Origin of the sequence: Telmatobacter bradus, assembly GCF_048629425.1 — a bacterium.
Taxonomy (GTDB): domain Bacteria; phylum Acidobacteriota; class Terriglobia; order Terriglobales; family Acidobacteriaceae; genus Telmatobacter; species Telmatobacter bradus.
Genome location: NZ_CP184532.1, coordinates 1,929,542 through 1,946,904, shown reverse-complemented (window position 1 = coordinate 1,946,904; position 17,363 = coordinate 1,929,542). Strand labels below are relative to the sequence as shown.

General features: G+C 56.7%; 16 protein-coding genes and 2 tRNA genes. 7 read left to right on the top strand and 11 right to left on the bottom strand.

Annotated elements, in window-relative coordinates:
* Positions 1-229 precede the first annotated feature (229 nt).
* Together ACOBR2_RS08345 and ACOBR2_RS08340 are read left to right on the top strand one after the other, a co-directional pair.
* Complete coding sequence (locus ACOBR2_RS08345) at positions 230-805, top strand: YceI family protein (RefSeq protein ID WP_420239562.1); 576 nt, start codon at positions 230-232, stop codon at positions 803-805.
* Positions 806-880: 75 nt separating this feature from the next.
* On the top strand, positions 881-1,384 hold the full coding sequence (locus tag ACOBR2_RS08340; protein WP_420239561.1) for a MarR family winged helix-turn-helix transcriptional regulator: 504 nt from the start codon (positions 881-883) through the stop codon (positions 1,382-1,384).
* A 70-nt stretch (positions 1,385-1,454) separates the two neighbouring features.
* Here the strand turns inward: ACOBR2_RS08340 and ACOBR2_RS08335 are convergent, their stop codons facing one another.
* The gene (locus tag ACOBR2_RS08335) at positions 1,455-2,195 is read right to left on the bottom strand and encodes a LuxR C-terminal-related transcriptional regulator (RefSeq protein WP_420239560.1); all 741 of its coding nucleotides are present in this window, start codon (positions 2,193-2,195) and stop codon (positions 1,455-1,457) included.
* A gap of 34 nt (positions 2,196-2,229) precedes the next feature.
* Positions 2,230-2,592 (bottom strand): PilZ domain-containing protein, encoded by a 363-nt coding sequence (locus ACOBR2_RS08330; RefSeq protein ID WP_420239559.1) that lies wholly within the window; start codon positions 2,590-2,592, stop codon positions 2,230-2,232.
* A 768-nt stretch (positions 2,593-3,360) separates the two neighbouring features.
* Between ACOBR2_RS08330 and ACOBR2_RS08325 the strand changes: the two genes are divergently transcribed.
* On the top strand, positions 3,361-4,125 hold the full coding sequence (locus tag ACOBR2_RS08325) for a hypothetical protein (RefSeq protein WP_420239558.1): 765 nt from the start codon (positions 3,361-3,363) through the stop codon (positions 4,123-4,125).
* 141 nt (positions 4,126-4,266) lie between these two features.
* Here the strand turns inward: ACOBR2_RS08325 and ACOBR2_RS08320 are convergent, their stop codons facing one another.
* Entirely contained in the window at positions 4,267-4,785 is a 519-nt protein-coding gene (locus tag ACOBR2_RS08320) for a hypothetical protein (RefSeq protein ID WP_420239557.1), read from the bottom strand.
* 414 nt (positions 4,786-5,199) lie between these two features.
* The gene (locus ACOBR2_RS08315; protein ID WP_420239556.1) at positions 5,200-5,373 is read right to left on the bottom strand and encodes a hypothetical protein; all 174 of its coding nucleotides are present in this window, start codon (positions 5,371-5,373) and stop codon (positions 5,200-5,202) included.
* Between the two features lie 21 nt (positions 5,374-5,394).
* On the opposite strand from ACOBR2_RS08315, the gene ACOBR2_RS08310 reads away from it, so the two are divergent.
* Positions 5,395-9,471, top strand: a complete 4,077-nt coding sequence (locus ACOBR2_RS08310) for a carboxypeptidase regulatory-like domain-containing protein (protein WP_420239555.1) — start codon at positions 5,395-5,397, stop codon at positions 9,469-9,471.
* 465 nt (positions 9,472-9,936) lie between these two features.
* Here ACOBR2_RS08310 and ACOBR2_RS08305 read toward each other — a convergent pair.
* Both ACOBR2_RS08305 and ACOBR2_RS08300 read right to left on the bottom strand, forming a co-directional pair.
* A tRNA-Asp gene (locus ACOBR2_RS08305) sits at positions 9,937-10,013 on the bottom strand.
* A 166-nt stretch (positions 10,014-10,179) separates the two neighbouring features.
* Positions 10,180-10,256, bottom strand: a tRNA-Asp gene (locus ACOBR2_RS08300).
* Positions 10,257-10,605: 349 nt separating this feature from the next.
* On the opposite strand from ACOBR2_RS08300, the gene ACOBR2_RS08295 reads away from it, so the two are divergent.
* Positions 10,606-11,304 (top strand): Crp/Fnr family transcriptional regulator, encoded by a 699-nt coding sequence (locus ACOBR2_RS08295; RefSeq protein ID WP_420239554.1) that lies wholly within the window; start codon positions 10,606-10,608, stop codon positions 11,302-11,304.
* A gap of 18 nt (positions 11,305-11,322) precedes the next feature.
* On the opposite strand, the gene ACOBR2_RS08290 is transcribed toward ACOBR2_RS08295, so the two are convergent.
* On the bottom strand, positions 11,323-12,021 hold the full coding sequence (locus ACOBR2_RS08290) for an SOS response-associated peptidase (RefSeq protein ID WP_420239553.1): 699 nt from the start codon (positions 12,019-12,021) through the stop codon (positions 11,323-11,325).
* Positions 12,022-12,201: 180 nt separating this feature from the next.
* On the opposite strand from ACOBR2_RS08290, the gene ACOBR2_RS08285 reads away from it, so the two are divergent.
* Positions 12,202-12,564 (top strand): RcnB family protein, encoded by a 363-nt coding sequence (locus tag ACOBR2_RS08285; RefSeq protein WP_420239552.1) that lies wholly within the window; start codon positions 12,202-12,204, stop codon positions 12,562-12,564.
* Here the strand turns inward: ACOBR2_RS08285 and ACOBR2_RS08280 are convergent.
* The 3 genes from ACOBR2_RS08280 to ACOBR2_RS08270 form a co-directional block, all read right to left on the bottom strand.
* Positions 12,533-12,910 (bottom strand): type II toxin-antitoxin system RelE/ParE family toxin, encoded by a 378-nt coding sequence (locus ACOBR2_RS08280; protein WP_420239551.1) that lies wholly within the window; start codon positions 12,908-12,910, stop codon positions 12,533-12,535. The two genes, ACOBR2_RS08285 and ACOBR2_RS08280, sit on opposite strands and share 32 nt — an antisense overlap.
* A gap of 386 nt (positions 12,911-13,296) precedes the next feature.
* Positions 13,297-14,343 carry a cyclic dehypoxanthinyl futalosine synthase gene (gene mqnC, locus ACOBR2_RS08275; protein ID WP_420239550.1) on the bottom strand — a complete coding sequence of 349 codons (1,047 nt, stop codon included), beginning with the start codon at positions 14,341-14,343 and terminating at the stop codon, positions 13,297-13,299.
* Positions 14,344-14,384: 41 nt separating this feature from the next.
* Positions 14,385-14,888 carry an asparaginase gene (locus ACOBR2_RS08270; protein WP_420239549.1) on the bottom strand — a complete coding sequence of 168 codons (504 nt, stop codon included), beginning with the start codon at positions 14,886-14,888 and terminating at the stop codon, positions 14,385-14,387.
* A gap of 360 nt (positions 14,889-15,248) precedes the next feature.
* Here ACOBR2_RS08270 and ACOBR2_RS08265 point away from each other — a divergent pair, with 360 nt between their 5' ends.
* Positions 15,249-16,148 carry a hypothetical protein gene (locus tag ACOBR2_RS08265; RefSeq protein WP_420239548.1) on the top strand — a complete coding sequence of 300 codons (900 nt, stop codon included), beginning with the start codon at positions 15,249-15,251 and terminating at the stop codon, positions 16,146-16,148.
* A gap of 71 nt (positions 16,149-16,219) precedes the next feature.
* On the opposite strand, the gene galE is transcribed toward ACOBR2_RS08265, so the two are convergent.
* The gene (galE, locus tag ACOBR2_RS08260) at positions 16,220-17,221 is read right to left on the bottom strand and encodes a UDP-glucose 4-epimerase GalE (protein ID WP_420239547.1); all 1,002 of its coding nucleotides are present in this window, start codon (positions 17,219-17,221) and stop codon (positions 16,220-16,222) included.
* Positions 17,222-17,363 lie beyond the last annotated feature (142 nt).

The window sequence follows — 17,363 nt, the reverse complement described above, 5'->3', positions numbered from 1 at the left end:
CCGTCCTAGATAGGGACGGCCTTTTTTGCCCTGCAAGGATTTCCCGCTCCAACCCTTTCCACCCGAAAAATAAAATATATTTGTTGCAACAAATACCTCCTTCCTGCATCCTATCCTTAACAGCATTGGATTGGTCCTGCTCGGACCACCGAATCCATCTCAAGAGCCTTTCGCTCTTCCCTTGTAACGGCCCGGCGCTCCGCCGGCCTGCACCGAAAGGAGTTTCACTATGAAGCATTTCATCTCACTTGCCGGCCTGCTGGCTCTGGCCGCCCCGCTTGCTCTTGCGCAGTCCTCCACCTGGGTCTCTGACACGGCTCACTCCGAGGTCGACTTCAGCGTCACCCACCTGTCCATCTCCAAGGTCAACGGCCGCTTCGGCAAGGTACAAGCCACGGTGGTGTACGACGCCGCTCACATCGCCAGCTCTTCGGTCAAAGCCACCATCGACGTCAGCACGGTGAAAACCGGTGAAGACGGCCGCGACAACCACCTGAAGACTCCCGACTTCTTCGACACCACCAGCTTCCCCACCGCGACTTTTGTGAGCACGGCCGTCAGCAAGAGCGGCAACAACCTGATTGTGAACGGCGCTCTGACCCTGCACGGCGTCACCAAGCCCGTCACGCTCACCGTCGAAGGCCCTGCCGGCCCCGTCGAGGGCATGGATCACAAGCAGCATGCCGGCTTCAGCGCTACCACGACGATCAGCCGCTCCGCCTTTGGCATCGGAAGCAAGTTTCCGGCGGCCATGGTCGGCGACGATGTCAAGCTGACCATCGATCTGGACGTTGCCAAACAATAAGCTTAGTCAAAATGGCGTGAGGCGGAAACTTCCCCACCGCCTCCCCATCCTTTCCACGAGCAGCAGGAGTACACAATGGCTGGCCTGAAACTTGAAATCATCCAGGATCCTCCCTTCTTTAGTCTGGAAGAAGAGGGTTTCCTGAACCTGCTGCGCACGGCGGACTGTCTGGAGCGGATCTTTCACCGCAAAACCCGCACCTGGGGTCTGACCTCTACGCAGTACAACGTGTTGCGGATTCTGCGTGGCGCTCTCCCGCATGGTCTGACCTGTGCCGCCATCGGTTCACGCATGATCACAGCTGAGCCCGACATTACCCGTCTGCTGGCCCGTCTGAAGGTGCTCGAACTGATTGAACAGGAGCGCGACCAGCAGGACCGTCGCATCGTTTGGACCCGTATTACCCACAAGGGTCTGGAACTGCTCCAGTCCATGGAGCCAACGATCCAGAAATTGCCCGTCGAGCTGCTTGGTCACCTGGATAAGGACGAGCTGCAGACCCTGATCCGGCTGCTGGAGCTGGCGCGTCGTTCGAGCGCCAACCCACAGACAGAGGCAAGCTGCCCTTCCGCCTCATAAACTTCAAGAGCAAAAACAAAGAACGTGCCGGATTCTCCGGCACGTTCTTTGTTTTGTATAGAATTCAGCCTCAACCCAACTTTTGGGCTAAAGACTCCTCATCCGAATCAGCCTGGATAATCTTGTTGTGCAGGCAGTAGAGCGCCAGTTCCAGGCGATCGCTGACCCCCAGCTTGTCATAGATCTTGCGCAGGTAGTTCTTGATGACCTGCTCAGTGGTGCCCAGCTGGAAGGCGATCTCCTTGTTGCGCTTGCCTTGCGTGATGCAGGTGATGATCGACAGCTCTTTGGGCGAAAGCCTGGGTTGGTTGCGCGGACTCACCAGAGCAGCGGCCTGCGAGCGATAAGCCTCAATCACCCAATTCACCGACTGGTTGTCGATCCAGGTTTCTCCAGCGGCAATGCGCCGCACACAGCGCACCAGCAAGTCGGGCGAGATGGAACGAGAGACGATTCCGCGCACGCCACGCCGGTAAAGCTCCACCGTGTAGTTTTCATCCGTGGCCACAGCCTGCACAATCAGCTTCACATCAGGAGCCAGACGCAAAAGCTCTGGAATCGCATTGGCGGTTCCGGCCAGCAGACTGCCTTCAAGAATCACAATATCTGATGGATAGCGTTCGATTGCGGCGCGCAGATTCTCCAGCGACTCTGCTTGTGCAACCACCCGCAGATCATCTTCCAGTGCAAAAATCTTCCGTATACCGACCCGGTAGATTGCCTGGGAATCAGCAAGAATAATGCGAATTGCGCCCGGTGTGGCCGCTGATTCGTAAATCTCGCCGTCAGGATTTTCGTCCAGTATGTCCATATGTCAGCTAGCGCCAGCGCACATTTCCGCCTGCTTACTGCTCCGCAAAACGATACTCATCAATTGTGGAAGCAGCAAGATACAGATTCTGGCTTAAAGAGCAGCGTACCACACGTCCTGCGCAATGAACCAGAACATCGTGTTTTGTGCCCAAAATCTGCCCCGGCATCCGGAGTGTAAATTGAATTGCACTGCCCACCGGAACAGTCTGCCCGATCTCAAACAAGACACCGCTGGCGCTCACATTACGGGAGACAGCAGGCATTTCCTCCCCATCGATCAGAACCACTACCGGCAAAGAGAGTGGGAAACGGACCGCACAGCGCACTTCCTTGTGCCCGCTGCTTGGCAACGCAAACCCGGATACGAAGGAAGAAACTGCCTTGACATCGTTCATCAAACTCTCCTCAGGCACAACATTGTCAGACCCACTGTACCAAATTTGCGTCTATTTCCTGTGGAACCAAAGTTTTCCACATGGTAATCAGAGCCCGAAAAGGTACTCCGCCCGGGCATCGCAAGGCCAAATGCCCCTGCGGCCCTCCGGAGCATAAGACCCACACCAAAATCCCCACCGTGCAGCGCCTCCCGGAGTTCCCCCTGCCATGCTCTGGGTTTGCACGGGGTATCAATCAGGAAACCTTTCATTTTCTACACATTAAGTCTTCAATCGAAAGCAACCCCTGTTTCGGAAGAGAATAAAGACCAAAATATTTTTACTTGCTGGCACTCTACAGAAAAATCTCGCTAAGGTTTCCAACTTTACATCAAAATGAGGCACACTCATTACCTCGGTTATTCCTCCTTCCTCCCCAGCGGACTACGCTCTCGGTGCAGTGTACTTTACGCTGCGAAATTCAATACTTCTTCGCTTGGAGATAAAACCATGACCATTCAATTTTCCAGAATTGCCGCCGCTGTTTTCGCCTCCGCCCTACTCTCTCAGGCCGCCATGGCAGCCAGCCCCGTCGTCGTATCGCCTCTACCGCCTACTCTGCCAAACCTTGCAGCCAGCCCCGTCGTCGTATCGCCTCTACCGCCTACTCTGCCAAACCTTGCAGAGCACGTGTTCTAATAGCGCTTAGAAGCGTTGCGAAGTTCGTAGTGGCCATGATCTGACAGAAAGCGATTCCGATCATGGCCGCGCTCTAAAGAGGTGCGGGGGGTGGATCTGGATGCGCTGTCTTTTTATATCGGAATCCCGCTTGAACTGATTTTGGTTCTGTTGCAGATAAAAAAGCGCTCCTACAAATCACTCCCCATATTTTTTGCTTATAGCTTCTGGAGTTTGCTCAGTGATTCATGCATTTGGTGGATATCAAAGCACGTCTCACCTCCACTCTTTCTGAAAATCTATTTGATTCAACTTTCAATCGATTCCTCAATGATCTTTCTGATCATGCTCGAGATCGTATGGGGCACTCTGCGTCCGATTCACGCCTCACTTTCCAAATACTCATTGATTCTGTCCGCAATCCTGATTGGCCTTTTAGGTCTCTGTTTTTGGCCATTTTCTCAGCTTATACTTCCAGGAAAATTGAACGTCTTAGGCATATTCCTTTTTCGTTTGGAACAGACCATGGCAATTTTGCGAGTCTTTGTTTTTGTAGTCTTGACCGCCTGCAGCCATCTGCTCCGTATGAACTGGAAGCATCGTGAATTGCAGATTGCCACAGGATTTGGCGCCTATTCCCTTATTGCACTCACTGTTTCATTTATTCATTCCCACCAATCTGTAGGCATAAATTATCACTGGCTTGATTTCTTCAATTCTCTTTCCTATGAGTTTGTGCTGGGATATTGGGTGGTATGTTTTGCGCAGCCAGAGGCAGTACGTGAACAGTTCTCCCCGCACATGCAAAATCTCATGCGGAGCTTGGCAGAAACGGCACACGGCAATCTTGGTCTATTGCAAAACCGCAAAAAGTAGTTTTTTTATAACAGCGTCTTCGTCAAATGCCAGAACCAATTTCGCACTCTACCGCGCACATCTTTACCCCGGCATAAGCCGGGGTAAAGATGGTCACATTCGTCCAGGATGCTATTCGTTCAGGATGATAAGGGGAAGCCGTCACATAGCTGCTACAAAGTCTGGAATCTGCGCCGCTGCATGCTCCTGCAGAAGTCTGGTCATGCGCGCGGCCATTGCCGAGTACATGGACGCGGCGCGGTAGGCGTTCATCCGCACGCCATCTCCGGCTTTGGCCAGGCCGTACTGCGTCAGAGTCACCAAAACACACAAGCGCACCTGCATACATCCGCTTTGCAGATTTTCAACCATCTGCAGATCCACGCCCTCGTAGTGCTTGACGACGTAATCTGCCATCTCCTGCATGACCATGGCGTTCTGGTACATCACCCAAAGCCCCTTGGGGCCCTCCATGCGCTGCCAAACATCCTGCGGCGTAGCGTCCAGCTCCTCTTTCCAGAGGAATCGCTCATTGAGCTCGCGCGCGCTCCAGTCCATTCTTAAGCGCGCCAACAACACATCCCAGGACTTCGCCTCGCGGCGGTGGAGGGACATCTTCCAGCAGAAGATGTAGAGGCCAATTGCCGTGACCACGACGAATTGGATGATTGGAAGTACCATTTAGTTCCTCTGGCCGGGCATCGGTAACCTGAAATTTGGTTTCATCAGCACAGCCGAATGATTACTTGACCCTAGTTTTTACCAAATTCCGTGCGACTTGTAGAGCAAAAAACACTGTTTCCCCTCTGGAAGTACCATCACCATTTCCACACCTGCATTCGACTAAAGTAACCATCCTGCTTCCTACCAAGAGGTCAGACCGAAAGGAAGAATACCTGCAAACAAGCAATAGCAGCAAAGCTTGCGCCACCAGAGGCGAAAAACAAGGGAATAATGACGGTGTCATATAGCCAATATTCCGAACTGCGGACTACACACATAGAATCTGCACATTCCAAATCCACCAAAAGTCTTTCTTCAGGCTCGAAGAAGGAAGTGGTATGACCACAATCTATTCTAAACAAAGAATTTTGACTAAAGCACGCTCTTTTTTTCCTTCAAACCGCCCCAAAGGCCTTCTTTTACTAGCAAATCTGCGTTGACAAGGCATGGAAGACTCTCCGACAATTGCCCGCCGTGAACCGATTTACCTTTGAGGATGGCCTTGCGATTCTTCGCTTCTCTCTCCCCTTGCGGTAAATCCTTCACGGCTCATCAAGGAGGCTTTACATGAGTTGTTCAATCCATGAGGCGCAGGCATCAAAAAAGGTCATACAAGGCCTACAGCATCGCCTGGCGCTCCCATTCTGGCTTTTTGTGCTTGCCATTCTGTTGACTGGTGTGGCACAGGCGCAGATGGCAGGTTATGGCGCCATCGCCGGCACTGTCGTCGACCCATCGGGTGCGGTCATCAAGGGCGCAACCATCACGGCCACCCTTACCTCGCAGAACACCAAAACCGTGCGTTCCACCACGGCCAGCGGCGATTACAACGTCTCCCCGCTGTCACCGGGCGACTACACACTCGTCGTCACCGCCAAGGGTTTTGAGACCTTTCTGCAGGAAAACATCACCGTGAACGCCCTGCAGACCGTGCCTCTGAGCGTCAAGCTCACTGTGGGCGGGGCCGAGCAGACCATTACCGTGACCGAAGCGCCTCCGGTGCTGGAAACCAGCGATGCCACGCTGGGTGCCGTCATGGATAACGAAATGTACTCCAGCCTTCCGCTTTTGATGGGCGCCGGCGGCAATGCCGACCAGCGCCGCGCCACTGACTTTGCCGCGCTGATGCCCGGCGTGCAGAACACTTACACCAACGGCAGCTCAGCCAACGCCACCGACGCCACTGGCGGCGTCAACGGATCGAATCCTGCCGGCGGCACGCAGGAACTCTACATTGACGGCACGGATCTGCCCAGCGCACTCGGCGTCGGCGACCCACGCCCGACATGGTCGGCCTTCGGCATGGACTCCATCGACCAGTTCCAGGTGCAGACCATTGGCTACAGCGCGCAGTATGCCGGCCAGGGCGTGCAGAACTACTCCATCAAGCAGGCCGGCAACCAGTTTCACGGATCCGCCTATGAATATCTGCGCAACAAGTTCCTGGATGCATGGGGCACAAACAACAAGACGCCCACCGCAACCGGCATTGTTCCCTCCGGCAGCAAGTGCAGCAGCTCAACCCTGACCGCCGACACCGCATGGTGCAAACTTGAGGGTGTAAAGCCGCAAGAGGTCATGAACGAGTACGGTATCGTGTTGAGCGGTCCGATCATCAAGAACAAGCTCTTCCTCTTCTACAACTACGGCCAGTACCGCTATCAGAAGGGTCCCAGCCCGACGCTGCAGACCCTGCCCACCTACAACATGATGGGCTATGACAGCAATGGCAACTCGCAGAGCTATGCCGATTACACTGGCTACCAGACGGCCATTGCCGGAACCAGCACTGCTGCGGCCATCTATGACCCGGCCACGCAGACCCAGGCAGCCTGCTCCACCACCTGTTCGCGTACTGCCTTCGCCAGTGACCATATTCCGCAGGCACGCTTCTCGGCGGCCTCGCAATACATCGACAGCAACTATCTGATGCCTCTGGAAGGCTCCACCAACCAGGCGCTGTACACCAACAACGTTGCCTACGGCACCAAGTCTGGCTTGTCGAACTGGTACCAGACCGGCCGCCTGGACTACAACCTCAACCCGGCGCATCAGATCAGCCTGATCGTCGCCTTTGGCCGCCAGTCCTCCACCGGCATTTACTCGGGTGGCACGCTGCCGGCTCCCTTCAACACCACGCAAACCTATCACCCCGACACCAACGTCGACATTCTGAAGGACACCTGGACGATCAACTCGCATATGGTCAACCAGGTTTCCATCGCCGCCTCGCGTTACGTCAGTGACTCAACCTCCACCAACACACAGTCGCAGTACTCCGCCTCGACGATCGGCATTCTGAACATGCCTGCCGGACAGGCCAGCTACTTTCCCGCGATCAAGTGGTCGGGCGCATCCGGCTACGTTCCAGGCACTTGGGGCGGATACTCCGCCAACAACAAGGGCAACGACACCTACACGGCCACTGACAACCTGCAGTGGGATCGGGGCAAGCACAGCCTGACGCTGGGCGGTCAGTTCACATTGATGCAGTTCAACATTCAGAGCCCGACCACGTACTCTAGCCCGGCCACATTTACCTTCGAAACGGCACAGACGCTCGGCTACTCGAGCGGCAAATCGATCAGCAACTCCGGCGCTGCCTATGCCAGCTTCCTGCTGGGCGCGGCCTACAGCGGTTCGCTCTCGGTGGCAACGCCTGAACTGAGCCCGCGCTGGAAGGATCCCTCGTTCTGGCTGCAGGACAACTACAAGCTCTCGTCCAAGCTGACCCTCAATGGTGGTCTGCGCTGGGACGTCTGGCCCGCCGTCCACGAAAAGAACAACTACATCTCCTGGCTGAATCCGACGGCCACCAACCCCTACACCGGCAACCTGGGTGCGTTTTCAGCAGCCGGCGGCAACTCCAGCGACGGCTATCATACCGGCAAAAGCATTCCTTCCAGCATGTGGTGGAAGAACGTCTCGCCGCGCCTCGGCCTTGCCTATTCAGTAAACAGCAAGACCGTCGTTCGCGCCAGCTGGGGACTTTCCTTTGCCCGCGGCAACTGGGTCGCCGATCCCGGCCAGTCCGGTTCACCCTCGACCACCGGCCTGCTCTCCAGCGACGTCACCTCTTCGACGACGCCCGGCGGTTACGCCTTTGGCTCCAACGAACCGGCCTTCTACTGGGACGGCACGGCCTGCAGCTCGACCAACAGCACGCACAGCGCCAGCAACCTGGCCGGCGACGGCCTGACGGCCTGCGGCTATACCGGATCGGTTTTAACACCCTCCGCCACCCTGCCTACCGGCGTCAGCTCCATGGCCGCCTACGGCGCCTATGAAACCGCCAACATGAAGGCCAGCAATGCCGCCAGCCTCATGTACTGGGATTCGTATTATGGCTCGCGTGCTCCTGAATACGAAAACTGGTCGCTCGGCATCGAACGTCAGCTCAACCGGGATACCTCCATCTCGATCAGCTACGTAGGTAGCGAAGGTCACTTCATCAAGACCAGCGGCTCCACCGGAACCTACTGGAATAACAAGCTGGGCGAAGGCTACGCCGCCATGGCCGGCTACTCGCTGGCCAGTTCGACCGGCACCACCTACTCGGCCTGCAGCGGCCTCAGCTGCTCCTACCCGTTGCTGAGCAACAAGGCCAACCTGAACAGCACCAATGGTCTCACCGTAGCGTCGGGTCTGGGCTTTACGCCGCAGAACGCCTTCACCGGCGGTGGCGGCTATTACACGAGCAACACGGTGGGTGCCTACTACGCGGCGTTCCCGCAGTACTCGGGCGTCAGCGCGGGCACCAGCTTTGTGGGCAACACCAACTATCACGCCCTGCAGGTCGTGGCCAAGCAGCGTATGTCGCATGGCTTCAGCTGGATGGCCAGCTACACCTTCTCAAAGAACATCGATGACCTGGGCACCTACCGCGTCTACGACAACGCGCGTCTGGATCGCTCGCTTTCCGCGGCCAGCCAGCCGCAGAACCTCACCATCACGGGCGTCTGGCGCTTGCCGCTCGGCAAGGGCCACACCTTTGGCAACAACATGATCTATCGCAGCATCACCAGCGACTGGTCACTCTCCGGCATCGGCACGGTTCGTTCCGGTCAGCCGATCATCGTCACCGGCAGCGGTTGCGCCGGCTCCAGCATCCTGAACACGTGCATGCCCAGCCTCGTGGCTGGCCAGAAGGGCCGCCAGTATAGCTGGGGCAAGAGCGCCAGCGGCAAGAACGTCAGCTGGGACAGCAGCAACTCCAACTACATTGGTTCCGTCAACTACGTCAACCCGAACGCATTCACCGTCCTTGCTGCTGGTAACTGCAACGCATCCAACACCACGGCCACCCCCACCGGTGCCTACCACACCTACAATGGCCAGGCCTACTACGTCTGCGACGGACCTGAGGATTACGCCTACGGCAATGCCCCCCGCGTAGCTCCGATGAACATGTTCTCGCAGAAGTACGTCAACGTTGACATGGCCCTCAAGCGCAGCTTCCCGATCCACAACACCTGGAAGCTGTCACTGGAAGCCGATGTTTCGAACGTTGCCAACCACGCCACCTACGGCGTGCCCAGCTGCACCGTGCAGGCCGGCTCCACGTCGAGCTTCTGCACCGTCACGGGCATGTCCTCCGCCTATAACCCGCGCGAAGCACAGCTCGCCGGCCGCATCAGCTTCTAAATCAACCTCCTCGTACCTGATCCAGATTCCGGAAATAGTCACTCCGGGGTCTGGATCTGATCATCTTTGCGGTCCGGTCGATTTTGGCCGGGCCGCTTTTCTATGCACCTGAAAACAGCAGCCTATAGCGGTTCTCCAATTGCTGTACACCGAAGCCACCGCAGTGGCTTTTTCTCAAGAAAAAGCCACCCTGCACAGCCTCACAAGGGCTACACATATTGGAGAACCGCTCGAAGAAGCCCTTTTGCGGTCGGAAGGAGCAGGGGCTTTCAGGCCCCTGAATGCAGCAACCTACGGGTGGGCCTTCAGGCGCGGGCCATTTCTTCCCTTCTGCCGGATTGAAAGGAAGAGGCAGAGTGTTCGTGGCGGGAAAATGCGGAAAGATTTCGTCCAACAGCCAGAAACTCAAAACCCTCCAGCATCCGGTTGGATGAGGAGGGTGAATGTCACATGCCATCTTTATGATGGCGGGGACGACGGGGCTCGAACCCGCGACCTCTGCCGTGACAGGGCAGCGCTCTAACCAACTGAGCTACGTCCCCACTGCTTGACTACTTTCCAATTCTACCTGATCGGAAGGCTTTCCGTAAAATCCGGCGGCCAAAAGCACTTCTCTTCTGGCCTTCTCTCTGGATCAGCCCAGAAACTCAAAACCCTCCAGCATCCGGTCGGATGAGGAGGGGTGAATGTCACATGCCATCTTTAAGATGGCGGGGACGACGGGGCTCGAACCCGCGACCTCTGCCGTGACAGGGCAGCGCTCTAACCAACTGAGCTACGTCCCCACTGCTTAACTACTTCTTGATTGTAACCGATCCGAAAGTGTTTCGTAAAGTGTTCCTGTGGAAGACTTTCGGCTGCCTGTAGAAGCTCCTGGCCGGATGGCTGCACGGGCTGGTTCCCGGCCTGCTCGACCTCCGGAAGCTCAACACAGCGCCCGGCAACTTGCTTAGTGTAACAGAAGTTTTAACCTCGTGCGCAAGCCCCCGGGAAGGCAGTTTATCAACAGCGCTGGCTCCCAGAAAAATCGTGCAAGGTTGCCGTTCCCTGATGGTCACGGCAACTTTGGACCTGTGGCTTGCGGGTATAGAATCCCTGATTTTGCTCAGGCCTGAAATCCTCTACAATGCCAGCGTGCACACTTCACCGGACCTCACCCTCGTGCTTGAAAAGACCGCGCTGCTCTCGGGGCTGTCACCCGCCGAACTGAAGCAGCTTGCCCAGCGCACCGCCCGCAAACGCTACCAGACCGGCGAACTGCTCTTCAGCGAAGGCGACGCCTGCAGCGGCCTGCACATCATCACGCAGGGCAAGGTACGCATCTTCAAAACCTCGGCCAACGGACGCGAGCAGGTGCTGGCCGTCAATGTGCCCGGTGAATCGGTGGCCGAGCTACCGGTTTTTGATGGTGGCAACTATCCAGCCTCGGCCATGGCCATTGAACCTGCCGAGATCGCCTTCATCTCCCGCCGTGACTTCAATGCCTTCTGCATCGAGCACCCGGAAGTCGCGCTGAAGGTGCTCTCGGTGGTGGGCGCGCGCCTGCGGCGGCTGGTCGGCATCATCGAAGAGCTTTCGTTCACCACCATCCGCCAGCGGCTGATTGCCGTACTGGTTAAACTGGCGCAGAACGAAGGCCGGCAGAGCGAACGCGGCATCGAGTTCCTGCTACCCGGCACCCATCAGGAGCTGGCCAATCAACTGGGCACGGTGCGCGAGCTGATCTCCCGCAACCTGATGCGCCTGGCCGCCGAAGGATTGATCGAAGTAGATGCGCGGCAGATTGTAGTGCGTAACCTGAAGGGACTGGCCGCACTGCTGGAGCAGAACTAAAGCATTTCCGGAGTTGCTCTAAAAAAGAGATCCCTGCCGGCTTTCTTCAGGCTGGCAGGGATCCAGCAACGCCGCATCGTTGTTGCGCACATTGCCCACGCGGCTGCTCACCGGCCAGCTTGTCACGCGGTCCGCAGCCAGCGGCCGCAGCAGGTCAGCCGCGGCCTTCTCATCTACCAGCCAGCTTGTGTAGTCCTCGCGCTCCACAATCACCGGCATGCGCTCATGAATCGCCTGCAGTTTTTCGTTGGCCGCGGTGGTCAGAATCGTAAAGCTCTCCAGCGGCCTGCCGGTGGGCGCAAGCCAGCTCTCCCACAGACCGGCAAAGGCCATCGGAGAACCATTCGCTGGCGCAATGGCGAAAGGCTGGCGAGACTTTGGGCCCGTCTTCTGCCACTCGTAATAGGCGTCGGCCGGAACCAGACAGCGGCGTTTTTTGAGCGCCTCACGGAAGGCCGGCTTGGCGGCAGCCTCTTCTGAGCGGGCGTTGATGGCGCTCAGCCCCATGCGCTCATCCCGCGCCCAAGCCGGAACCAATCCCCAGCGCAGCAACGGAGCCTCACGGCGACCTGTCTCCGGATTCAGCCGCACTACAGGCTGAAAACTCTGCGGCGTCACGTTCCAACTAGAAACAGCGTGGCGCAACTCTTCCAGCTCCATCTCAAACCATTCGGCCAAAAGTCTGGGTGCAGATTTTCGCGCGTATCGACCACACATCGTGGCTCCAGCATAACCGAATGCGTTTTTGGTGCACCACCCATACCTTCTACAATGTAGTAGACGATCAATGCGCATCTTTTTCATGGAAAGCGTGTTGAATCGAGAAGGATGCTGCATCGGCAGGATAAGAGCGGAAGTTCTTGCGGCGCGATGCGGTCGTCCGATTGGAGAGATTCTGTGAAAATCAATAAATTCGCTGCAGGCATCGTACTTCCCCTGCTTCTTGCCGGAACGATTGCCCCTGCCATTGCACAAGGCCCGCAAGACCATAGAGACGACCAGCAGGATGATCACAACGGTCCTGCACGCCATAATGATCACGGTGCTCCAGCACCGCACTTCGTGCGTCATGACGAGTGGCGTCAGGGATCCCGCATGAAGGGTGGCGATTGGAAGCGCGGCCATCGGCTTGACTATCGCGCCTACCATCTGGATCCGCCGCCTCCGGGCTGCGAATGGCGCGAGGTTGATGGAAACTACGTTCTGGCAGCCATTGCCTCGGGCGTAATCACCTCAGTGATTGTGAACGCCATCCACTAAAGTGGTTCGTGGGATTGCCCACGCAATGCACCGTAAAACAAAAGCAGAGCATAGGCTTCGTCCTTGAAGCCCATGCTCTGCTTTGTCTGGATTTGTCTCCTCCACAAAGAAGAATGACCAGATGATTGCCTGACCGGCCGCAGTAGACCCTGTCGCCTGCACCCATATGAACTCTCAGTTCGATGACCCCTTCGCCAACAGAAGCACAATCGCCGAAGTTACCCGCTTCGACGTTATGGACGCACAGCAGAACCCGGCTCTGGGCACGCTTGTCCCGTAGACCGTGAAACCAATCGTTGAAGGGACAATCTCCGTCCCCTTGCCGATAGACTACGACCTCGATCACGGCCTACGTGTAGCATAAAAGCTACACGCAGCATAATCCTTATTCCAACGAAGAGTGCCCCTTGCAAAATCCGATTGAGACGGAGAACCGTGTCTGGGCATGACTTGAGTCGCCGCAAAAACCTCAAAACAGATAGGGCTTTACAGGTTGCAGAAAAACTCGTGGCGGAGGGAGGCAGGGGTTTTAACCCCTGCAAAAAGCAGGCAAAAAGAACACGGGCTTCAGCCCCGGAAGTCTTTTCACCGGCAGGAATCCAAAGTAGGTAGGGTAAGAAAAAGCCCGCGCCTAAAGGCGATATTCAATGCATCAATTCTTCAAGGGCCTGAAGGCCCTTGCTCCCTCCGCAAAGCAATACTGCAAGAAGCTCCAGAAACTTCCATTGCGTGCTAATTCAAAAACAGCGTCCGGTAGAGCGTATCGCGCTGCACGGGCTTGAAGCCGGCGTCGCGGATGATGCGGCGCAGCTCCTCTTCCGTCGTGCAGTTGGAGGTGCCAGCCGCGCGGACCACGTTTTCTTCCAGCATCACCGAACCCACGTCATTGCCGCCAAAGTGCAGCCCCAGCTCCAGCACCTTCAGCCCCTGCGTCACCCAACTGGCCTGCACGTTCAGGATGTTGTCCAGATACAAGCGCGCAATCGCCAGTGTTTTCAGGTATTCGACGCTGGTGGTCTCTTCCCATCCGCGGCCACCGAGGGCTGTATTCTTCGGCTGAAAGCTCCACGGAATGAAGGCCGTGAATCCACCGGTCTCTTCCTGCAGTTGGCGGATCACCTCGAAGTGATTGATGCGCTGCTCAAAGCTTTCGCCCATGCCAAACATCATGGTGGCAGTAGTGCGCATGCCCAGACTATGCGCCAGACGATGCACGCTCAGCCAGTCTTCGGTGCTGCATTTGATGCGTGCCACGCGGCGGCGGACGTCGTCGTCCAAAATCTCCGCGCCGCCCCCAGGGATGGAGTCGAGCCCCGCATCGCGCAGGCGGATGAGCGTATCGCGCAGACTAATACCGGAGTAATGGGCAATGGCCAGCACCTCGCTTGAAGTCAGGCAGTGCAGCCAGATCTTCGGGAAGCGCTCTCTAATTCCACGGAAAAGCTGTTCGAACCATTCGATCTTCAGGTCGGGATGGACTCCGCCCTGCATCAACACGCCAGTGCCGCCCATCTCTTCGGTTTCGGCGATCTTCTGGTAGATCGTCTCGAAGTCCAGGACGTAGCCTTCTTCCGAGCGTGCGCCCTTCAGCGGCCTGTAGAAAGCGCAAAAGCTGCAGTACTCGGTGCAGAAGTTGGTGTAGTTGATGTTGCGATCAATGATGTAAGAAACCACGCCCTCGGGGTGAAGGCGATGGCGCACTGCATCGGCCTCAAAACCAAGGCCAAGCAAGTCGGGGGAACGGAAGTAGTCGAGAGCCTGTGCTCGGGTCAGCGACATATTGTTTTGATTCTAGCAACTGACCCAAGCACTCAAAAAATTTACACCCAGACGAAGGTCGCCTTGTCCTTGTCCTTGCGCACCTTGCTCACGGGAAAAACCTGCCCATGAATCACCACGAAGACGCCCGGACCAAGCAACTGCGCGGCCATCAGGCTTTCCGTCAGGTTCTGCAGGCCGTCGCTGCCCTCAAAGCCCAGCGGCGTCATGGCACCGGTCAGCACCACGGGCGAGGTCAGCCCGGGGCAGGCTGCTTCAATCACCCGGCCCGTCTCCACCATCGTGTCGGTGCCGTGGGTAATCAGGATGGGCAAGCCCTCCGGCGCCAGTTCCCTCACCTTGTCCGTCACCAGCGCGCGGTCTTCGTCGGTCATCTCCAGACTGTCTTTGTTCATCAGGGAAATCGACTCGATCTCGCTTTCCGGCAGACGCAGTTTCAGCAGGTAGCGGTCCAGCTTGCTCCCCCGGTTCTCCACCACGCCGCGCTGCTCTGAATACACCTTTTCAATGGTTCCGCCTGTCGAAAGCAGATAGATCTTCTTCATTCCCACTCCTAGAAGCAAATTCAGAATGATCGTGCCGTCTGAAAGAGTGTGCCAGGTGCCGTTTTCTTGAGAAAAACGGCACGCTGCCTTATCAACTCCCTCTACACCAATTCTGAATTTGCGTTAGCTTCCGATCCCGTGTTCTGTCGATTGCCTGGCAACGTTCCAGCTGAGATCCTTGCTTGATTTTATCCGTCCGCACCACTTCTCTTCAGAACTCGCGCGGACCTCTGCGTGTAAGATGGAGCCATCTACACTTTTTAGCTTTCTGATCTTCAATAAAAGATGGCCCCGGAACCATCGCAACTTTAGCCAGGAAATAAATAGTTCATCCACGATACGTATCTCAATAGAGGTCTTATGCTGAAAAAATTGCTTACCAAGCCTGTCTGGTATTGGGAGCGGAAGCGGGAGTACCCGATCCGCCAGCGTTATACAGAGCTTCCTCCCATCGCAGTCACCCCCTCCAGTGCGCGCCTTGTGGTGCTCACCACGCCAGCCGCTTTGCCCGACGCACTGTGGGCCGCCTGGAGCTGGTACCGTTTTTTAAAGAACAACAAATTCCAATTGCAGTTTGTGGTGGACGGCAAACTATCTGCGCAAACCGAAGCAGATGCGAAGCGGCTTTTCCCCGAAGTTCGGATCGATGAAGCAGCCCAACTCGTGGAAAAGCTAGGCCAGGAAGAACCCGTGCTGGGAGGGTTTTTCCGCGATCACCCGCTCGGCAAGAAACTCGGTTTTTTACTGGCGCTCTCGCAGCAAAGCCCGCTTCTCTACTCCGATCATGACGTGCTTGCCTTCCATCCACCCGTGGAGTTGCTAGACTGTATTGCCAGGAACGAACCATGCTTCTTCCTCGAAGACAAGGACGATACGCGCGATGCAGAAATAGTAAAACGCGCTCAAACCCTTGGCGCGAACTATCTTCCCAACTTCAATTCGGGAGTTCTTTATATTCCCCAAGGTGCTTTGTCGGTTGCATTGGCGGTGGATCTTTTGCGAGACTGGAAACCGCCGGTTCGTTCCTGGTTCACGGAACAAACCATCCTGAGCATTTTGATGCAGGCGGCGCAGGCGCGTCCCTTGCCGGAAAGTCGCTATATCATCAGCAATCACCGCCAGTTTTATTGGCAGCAGGATGTGGATTACCGGAAAATTTCCGCCCGCCACTTCACCGGCCCGGTCCGCCATGTGCTCTACAAATTCGGCATGCCCTTCCTGCTGGAGCAGAGCAAGAAACAGGAAACGGCAACCGTTTAAATGCGCAAAAGAAAAACCCTCCGCCCGGCACAACAGCCCGGATGGAGGGTTTTCTTTTTGCTGAAAATTCTCTACTTGGCGTGGCGCTTCTGGTGCCAGACCCAGGCCGTACGCACGATCTCGTCCAACTCGGTGTAGCGCGGCTTCCAGCCCAGTTCCTTGATCGCCTTTTCGCTACTGGCCACCAAGACGGCAGGATCGCCGGGCCGGCGCGGACAAACTTCAGCCGGAATCGCATGGCCGGTCACGCGGCGGGCCGACTCAATCACCTCCCGCACGCTGAAGCCCTTGCCATTGCCCAGGTTGTAGATCAGGCGGCTCTCGCGGTCCAGCGCTTCCAGGGCCAGCAGGTGGGCATCGGCCAAATCCGACACATGAATGTAGTCACGAATGCAGGTTCCATCCGCCGTCGGATAGTCCTCGCCAAAAATTTTGATCGACTGCCGACGGCCGAGCGCCACATCCAGCACCAGCGGAATCAGATGCGATTCGGGCTCGTGAGCCTCACCACGGGTAATGCCGCCAGGGCCTTCCGGCGCACCGGCCACGTTGAAGTAGCGCAGCGAAGCGCAACGCAGGCCGTGAATCCGGTTCATCCAGCCCAGCATGTGCTCCACCAGCAGCTTCGACTCGCCGTAGGCGTTGGTAGGCAGCAGCTTGGCGGTTTCCTTGATGGGAACCTCTTCAGGCTCACCGTAAACGGCCGCCGTGGAAGAAAATACCAGCTTGTTCACGCCGCAGTTCAGCATGGCTTCCAGCAGAGAGAGGGTCGAGGCCGTGTTGTTGCGGAAGAAGGTCTCGGGCACCTTCATCGACTCGCCAGCTTCGATCAGGGCAGCAAAGTGCAGAACGCCGTCAAAGGGCTTGCCTTCGGCTTTGGCCTGATTGAAAAGGCTTTCAATTCGGCACCGGTCAGCCAGCTCACCATGCTCAAACCTCACCCCGGTAGGCAAAAGATCCCGCCGCCCATGGCTCAGATTGTCGTATACCACCGCCTCATGGCCCTTCGACGCCAACAGCCCGGCGACAGTGCCTCCTATATATCCAGCTCCACCTGAGACCAGTATCTTCACAAAAATGCTGTCCTTTCTTCCTTGAAGTTCGACGACTCCGCCTGCAACTGCCAGGAACGACGCAAACCTGTGCGCTGCACTCCGGCTCTAACTGTATTTTGACCGAACACCCCCTGTCCAGTCCTTGAATTTTCGTTCCCAA

Coding starts and splice junctions, on each gene's coding strand:
- ACOBR2_RS08345 (WP_420239562.1), top strand. CDS start 230: ATGAAGCATTTCATCTCACTTGCCGGCCTGCTGGCTCTGGCCGCCCCG.
- ACOBR2_RS08340 (WP_420239561.1), top strand. CDS start 881: ATGGCTGGCCTGAAACTTGAAATCATCCAGGATCCTCCCTTCTTTAGT.
- ACOBR2_RS08335 (WP_420239560.1), bottom strand. CDS start 2,195: ATGGACATACTGGACGAAAATCCTGACGGCGAGATTTACGAATCAGCG.
- ACOBR2_RS08330 (WP_420239559.1), bottom strand. CDS start 2,592: ATGAACGATGTCAAGGCAGTTTCTTCCTTCGTATCCGGGTTTGCGTTG.
- ACOBR2_RS08320 (WP_420239557.1), bottom strand. CDS start 4,785: ATGGTACTTCCAATCATCCAATTCGTCGTGGTCACGGCAATTGGCCTC.
- ACOBR2_RS08310 (WP_420239555.1), top strand. CDS start 5,395: ATGAGTTGTTCAATCCATGAGGCGCAGGCATCAAAAAAGGTCATACAA.
- ACOBR2_RS08290 (WP_420239553.1), bottom strand. CDS start 12,021: ATGTGTGGTCGATACGCGCGAAAATCTGCACCCAGACTTTTGGCCGAA.
- mqnC (WP_420239550.1), bottom strand. CDS start 14,343: ATGTCGCTGACCCGAGCACAGGCTCTCGACTACTTCCGTTCCCCCGAC.
- ACOBR2_RS08270 (WP_420239549.1), bottom strand. CDS start 14,888: ATGAAGAAGATCTATCTGCTTTCGACAGGCGGAACCATTGAAAAGGTG.
- ACOBR2_RS08265 (WP_420239548.1), top strand. CDS start 15,249: ATGCTGAAAAAATTGCTTACCAAGCCTGTCTGGTATTGGGAGCGGAAG.